The sequence below is a fragment of the Kitasatospora sp. NPDC059747 genome (assembly GCF_042732955.1).
GTDB lineage: Bacteria > Actinomycetota > Actinomycetes > Streptomycetales > Streptomycetaceae > Kitasatospora.
The window spans coordinates 23,533-29,736 of the sequence record NZ_JBHWGV010000112.1 but is presented as its reverse complement, the minus strand read 5'-3'; the positions used below and the strand labels follow the sequence as shown (position 1 = coordinate 29,736).

Annotated in this window: 5 protein-coding genes; 2 read left to right on the top strand and 3 right to left on the bottom strand. The window is 71.0% G+C overall.

What is annotated here, in order from left to right:
- Window positions 1-94 precede the first annotated feature (94 nt).
- A complete protein-coding gene (locus tag ACFV4G_RS34650; RefSeq protein WP_380446154.1) occupies window positions 95-340 on the top strand; it encodes a hypothetical protein in 246 nt (81 codons plus the stop codon).
- 406 nt (window positions 341-746) lie between these two features.
- Here the strand turns inward: ACFV4G_RS34650 and ACFV4G_RS34645 are convergent, their stop codons facing one another.
- From ACFV4G_RS34645 to ACFV4G_RS34635, 3 genes are all read right to left on the bottom strand, one after another.
- On the bottom strand, window positions 747-2,060 hold the full coding sequence (locus tag ACFV4G_RS34645; RefSeq protein WP_380446153.1) for a UDP-glucose dehydrogenase family protein: 1,314 nt from the start codon (window positions 2,058-2,060) through the stop codon (window positions 747-749).
- 69 nt (window positions 2,061-2,129) lie between these two features.
- Entirely contained in the window at window positions 2,130-2,567 is a 438-nt protein-coding gene (locus ACFV4G_RS34640) for an NUDIX domain-containing protein (protein WP_380446152.1), read from the bottom strand.
- Between the two features lie 28 nt (window positions 2,568-2,595).
- The gene (locus ACFV4G_RS34635) at window positions 2,596-4,362 is read right to left on the bottom strand and encodes an asparagine synthetase B family protein (protein ID WP_380446151.1); all 1,767 of its coding nucleotides are present in this window, start codon (window positions 4,360-4,362) and stop codon (window positions 2,596-2,598) included.
- A 276-nt stretch (window positions 4,363-4,638) separates the two neighbouring features.
- On the opposite strand from ACFV4G_RS34635, the gene ACFV4G_RS34630 reads away from it, so the two are divergent.
- Window positions 4,639-6,030: a sporulation protein gene (locus ACFV4G_RS34630; protein WP_380446150.1), complete on the top strand. Its 1,392-nt coding sequence runs from the start codon at window positions 4,639-4,641 to the stop codon at window positions 6,028-6,030.
- Window positions 6,031-6,204: the final 174 nt, after the last annotated feature.

Sequence of the window (6,204 nt, the reverse complement as noted above, 5' to 3'; positions counted from 1 at the left end):
TCCGCGCGGCGCGCGCCCGCGCCGCCCCCCCCCCCCCCGCCGCAATCGTTCCCCGGGCCCCGCCCCGCCCGGCGGATCATCCAACGTCGTGCCGGTGTGGAACGATCTCGCCATGCTGCTGCTTGCTGACGGAGTCACTCCGGTCCCGCGGATGATGCTCGTGAACGACCTTGAGACGGATAGCGGCGGCTTCTGTGAGCTCAACAGTCCGCTCTTCCTGGCAGTCGGCGACCGGATCGCGTTCGACGGCCGGAGCCTGCTGGTGTCGCGGGCGAGCGGCGAGTCGTTCTCACCCAACGGCGAGTGGGGAATCCGCTGCCGCCGGGGGCCCCGAATCTGACGATCCGGCTTGCCACCCGGGATTCTTGGACACGGGTCAGCCTTCGGGTGACTCGGACCAAGAGAGTCCGCCGGGCCAACCGTACTCACGATGGCGTTCATTCTGCTCTTCACAGGCTTCACGACCAGGGTCAACCTCATCGGCAACGGAACGTCGCGTCTTCCAACGCGGGTGCCCCCGGGCCGTCCGGACGGCTCGGGGGCACCCGCGTCGGCGGGTCAGGCGCTGAGCTCAATGGGGGCGACGTCGCTGCCCGGACAGTGGCCGGCGGGGCCTGTCACCGATTGCGGCGAGCCGCGTTCAGGTGTTCCTCCTTGATCTCCTGTTCCGGGTGGTGCAGGACCTGCGCTCTGCGCCGTGCGCGCCTACGGCGGCCGGGCCGGGCATTCGTGAGTGTGCCGTGGGGTCAGGGGCGACCGAGAGCGCGGAAGATCCAGCCGGCCGCGCGCCAGCGGTTCGCGTCGAGGGTGCCTCGGGCGTCGATGACCTTGGGAACGGCGATGTACGGGGCGAGGTCGGCGGGGTCGGCGTCGGAGTACTGGGGCCAGTCGGTCAGGTGCAGCAGCAGCCCGGCGCCGGTTGCAGCCTGGGTGAGGTCGTCGGCGAAGTCGAGGTGGGGGTAGGCCTTGCGGGCGTTCTCCATCGCGGCGGGGTCGTGCACCGTGACCTCGGCACCGGCGCGCTGTAGGGCCTCGGCGACCGCGAGGGCCGGGGAGTCGCGGATGTCGTCGGTGTGGGCCTTGAAGGCAGCGCCCCAGACGGCGATCCGCTTGCCGGTCACGGTGCCGCCGAGCGCTTCGCGGGCGAGTTCGACGGTGTGCTCGCGCCGGCGCCGGTTGATCGCCTCGACTTGGCGGAGCAGGCCGGTGTCGGCGCCGAGTTCCTCGGCGCGGTGGGTGAAGCCGGCCAGGTCCTTGGGGAGGCAGCCGCCGCCGAACCCGAGGCCGGGCCGCATGCCCTTGGCGCCGATCCGGTGGTCGTAGCCCAGGGCGAGGGCGATCTCCTGGACGTCGGCGCCGGTCAGCTCACAGAGCTCCGCCATCGCGTTGATGAAGGAGATCTTGGTGGCGAGGAAGGCGTTCGCAGCGCCCTTGATCAGCTCGGAGGTCGCGATGTCGGTGACGATGAGCGGGGAACCGGTGGCCAGGATGTCGGCGTAGACGGTCCGGAAGACGGCTTCGCTGCTGATGTCGCCGTCCTCGATGCCGAGCACGATCCGGTCCGGCTCCAGGGTGTCCAGGACGGCGAAGGACTCGCGCAGGAACTCCGGCGACCAGGCCAGGCGGGTGCTCGCCCCGTCACGGACGTGCTCGTCGAGGGTCTGCCGCAGCTTCGCGACGGTGCCGACCGGGACGGTCGACTTGCCGATGATCAGCGCGCCGTCCCGGAGCCCGGGAGCCAGCCGGCGGACGGCGGTGTGCAGGTGGGTGAGGTCGTAGGCGCCGCTGCCGTCCTGTTGCGGGGTGCCGACGCCCAGGAAGTGGACGTCGGCGAAAGCGGCGGCCTCCGCGTAGGAGGCGGTGAACCGCAGGGCGCCGGAGGCGGTGTGCTTGGCGAGCAGGTCGTCCAGGCCGCGCTCGACGAACGGGGCCTGGCCCTTGTTCAACGCTTCGACCTTGTCGGTATCGGTGTCCATCCCGAGGACCTGGTGGCCGAGCTCGGCCATCGCGGCGGCGTGGGTCGCGCCGAGGTAGCCGCAGCCGATCACGGTGAGCTTCACGAACGTGTCCTTCCAAGGGGGCGGGGTGCCGCCCGACCGGGCGCCCCAACCCCATCGAGGACGGGGGCATCAGGTGCCCGGCTGGGCGGCCAGGTGGCGGTGGATGCCGTCGCGGATGAACGGCGGGATGGTCAGGACGGGCAGGTACTCGGGGGCGAAGAACTGGAGCTTGACGCCCTCGGCCAGTGGCAGCGCGGTCTCGTCGCCGTCCCAGGAGCCGGCGAAGAAGGTGATGATCTGCCCCGAGCCGTGGACGTCCGGCGTCTCGAACAGCTCGGTCAGGCCGCCGACCGTGAGGCCGGCCTCTTCGGCGAGCTCGCGGATGATCGCCTGGGCCGGCGTCTCGCCGGGGTCGCAGCCACCTCCGAGAAGGCTCCAGTGGCCAGGCCAGGCGATGAGCTCGATGTCGTCGCGCAGGTGCAGCAGGAGCTCGCCGCGGTGGTTGGTGACTAGCGCGACCGCTCCGCGCGGCTCGGCGGCGGACGAGTCCTCGGGAAGGTTCTCCATCCGCTCACCGTAGTGAGTCGATGGGTCGTCATGCCGCAGCCGCCAGCGCGTGGTCGGTGAACCAGGCGGCGGCCATCAAGGCCTGCATCCTGGTGCGGTCGAATCGGCCACCCGGCTTCAGACCGTCGGCCAGCAGCGGCTGCAGCCGCTTGGGCGCCTGGTCGAGCGCCGAGCTGATCTGCGCGGTCGCCCAGGGCTCCAGCGGGCCGGAGAGCCAGCTCGGGACCGGGGAGGCGAACCCCAGCTTGTCGCGGCTGCCCCAGACCTCCCGGGGCAGGCCGAGGGCCTTCGCCGCGTCCCGCAGGATCCGCTTCCCGGCCGCCGGGCCAGCGATCTTGTGCTCGACCGGCAGCCGGTAGGCGAACTCGACCAGGTCCCGTGCCAGGAACGGTGAGCGTCGCTCCAGCGCGAAGGCGGAGGCCAGCTTGTCCGAGGTCATCACCAGCGGACGCCAGGCCGTGGCCAGATCCGCCAGCGTCAGCCCGCGGGCCAGGTCGCCGTCGGCCCGGCGGAGGGCGTCGGCGACCAGCTCCCGCAGGCGGCCGTCCGGGCCCTGCCCACGCAGGATCAGCTTCACGATCGCCTCCGCCGGCTCCAGCCGTTCACCGGTGGCGCCTAGGAGCTTGGACGCGAGCGGCCGGTAGGCCTCCAGCCCGGCGCCCAGCACCGCCTGAGGGCCGAACAGGACCAGCGCGTGGCGGACGTAGCCCATCAGCAACTCGTCCGGCCCCAGCCCGCCGATCACCACGCGGATGCCGCATTCGGCGATCGCCCGGTAGGCCATGTGCTCGGAGAACGTGGACGCGTTGCCCATCGGGTAGTCCAACGCATGCATGATCTCCGGCAGCGAGCGGATGAAGTCCTCGATGGTCGGCTCGATGACGACCAGCTCGGCGCCGATGTCCCGGGCGACGACGGCCGCGGTCGCGGACTCGTCCAGGCGGTCATGGCCCGGGTAGCGGACCGTGACGCAGACCTGGGGCCTCATCAAGTAGGCCAGTACCGAGGAGTCGAGGCCGCCCGACAGCAGCAGCGCGAAGTCCGAGCCGGGCGCCCGCATCGGAATCCGGTCCGCCAGCAGGGTCGAGAACCGGGCCAGCGCGGTGGAGTAGTCGCCCTGCCAGGGCTCCAGGCCCTCCAACTGCCACCAGGTCCGCTGGACCAGCGAGCCGGTCGCGACGTCGAAGGCCAGCAGCCCGGCGGGCGGCAGGAGCTGGATGCCCTGGAACGGGGTGTCGGTGCCGGTGGGCGTCTCGATGCTCAGCATTTCCGGGCGAACGACCAGAGGGACGGTGCCGTAGCCGGTCAGGGTTGTGACCTCGGAGGCGAAGGCGAGGCGTCCGCCATCGAGACGCCAGTAGAGCGGCTTCTCCCCGAGCCGGTCCCGGGCCAGGAACAGCTGTCCCTCACGCGGGTCATAGACGGCCAGGGCGAACATGCCGTCCAGGCCGGCGAGGCAGCCTGGGCCGAGCTTTGCCCAGGCCCGCAGGACCAGGTGGGCGTCGGTCTCGCCGAGCTCCAGCGGGATGCCCCAGGCCGCAGCGGCCTGCCGGTAGTTGTAGATCTCGCCGTTGAAGGTGAGGACGATGCCGTTGGTCGGGTCCTGGTAGGGGCCGGGGTCGGCGGCGGTGTCGACGATCAGCAGGGTGTTCATGGACAGCACTGCCCGGCCGTCGGCCGAGGTGAGGTGCCGGGTGCCGTCCGGGCCGCGGTGGTGCTGAGCGAGCCCCATCGCGGCGACGGTGGTCTGGTGGCGGACGGCGTCGGCGCCGGCCAGTCCTGCGATTCCGCACATCTGGTTGTCACCCCCGAGCGTGAATCGGTGGTGGCCTCCGCCGGAAGGATGTCTTCCCAGGTCCCGGCGAAGGCCCGGAACGCCAGGCAACCGTCTGGCGGACGGTGCGGGCAGGGCTCGCAAGGGGGCTCACAACTCGCGAAAGCGGTTCACTGCGAGGAGTGGAGGCAATACCCTCGGTGATCCGGCGTCAGGTGCCGGGCGTATGAATTCTTCTCGTGCCCAGTCGAGTACGACTCCCCGCGCCCAGCCGGGGAACGGAATGAGGGGGACGCTGTGGCGTCGACCACCCGCCGGGCCAAGCCGCCGAACGACGCGCTGGCCCGGATGATCGACAAATGCGAGGGCGCCAGCCACAAGTCGCTGGCCCATCGCGTGAACCAGCTGGCCCGCGAAGCTGGGCTGACCACCACGTATACGCACACCTCGGTCGCGAACTGGTGTCGGCGGGGCATGGTCCCCGACTGGCCGGTGCCCAGGCTTCTGGCCCGGGCGATCGGCGAACGGCTCGGCCGGCCTGTGCAGTTGGCGGAGATCGGTATGGCGGATGCGGAGACACCGGACGCCGCGGTGGGGTTGGATTTTCCGCGAGAGCCCGCCGACGCCGTGCGCGTCGCCACTTCGTTCTGGAGTTCCGTGAACCGCCGCGACTTCCTCGCCGGATCCAGCTTCGCCGTTGCCTCGTTCACGACCCCGGTGACCCGGTGGCTGGTGAGCCCGGCCGACGACACCTCCTCGCATCGCGGCAGTGGCAGGGTCGGCACCGCCGACCTCGCCGAACTGCGGGATGCCGCCGACGACGCCCGCCGCTGGGATTCGAAGTACGGCGGCGGGAACTGGAAGGCGAACTCGGTGACGGCCTGCCTGCAGGAGCGGGCTGTGCCACTGCTGAACGGCTCGTTCAGCGACGAGGTGGGCCGCGAGCTGTTCTCGGTGACTGCCGAGTTGTCCCGCCTGGCGGGCTGGACCGCCTTCGACGTCGGTCAGCACGACGTCGCCCAGCGGCACTTCATCCAGGCCCTCCGCCTCGCCCGGGCGGGCGGCGACGTACAGCTCGGCTGCTACGTGCTCACCACCATGGCGATGCAGACCTTGCTGAGGGGCTTCGCCAACGAGGCCATCGACATGACCCAGGGAGCCTTCGAACGGGCAAAGGGCCACGCCGCCCCCCGGGTGCTGGCTTTCACTAAACTCATCGAGGCCCGGGCACACGCCCGCGACAACAACGCCAGGGCCGCCTCGGCAGCCCTGGCCGCCTCCGAGGGTCTGCTGAGCCAGACCTGCGACAGCGCCGATGAGCCAGCCTGGATCGACTTCTATCACCACGCCCGGCTTTCGGCCGACGCCGCCGAGGTCTTCCGCGATCTCAGGAGGCCGAAGGAGGCCCTGACCTGGAACGCCCAAGCGGCCGCCATGCCGACTGGAGTGTTCACCCGCTCCGTCGGCATGCGCCTCGCGATCGTCGGGACCGCCCATCTCCAGAGCAACAACTTGGACCAAGGTCTTGCACTCGGCAACCAGGCCGTCGGCATCCTCGCCCGCGTCCAGTCGAGCCGGGCTCTGGACTACGTCCGCGAGTTCAACGCAGCTCTCACCCCCTGGCGTCGGGAGGCCGCCGTCCGCGAATTCCTCCACCGAACCCGCCACGAGCTCGGTGTCGCGGCCTGAATGAGGGCTCCGCTCGGCTCATCGTCGTTCACCTGCAGCGTCGTACTCACCTGACCGCTGGCTTCGCGGGGTGGACTATGGCGATTCTGGAAGAAACCGGTTCGGCTTTCACGCTTTCCCGGCGGGGGGGGGGGGCGCGGCGGGGGGCGGCGGGGGGCGCCGGGAGAGGGGGGC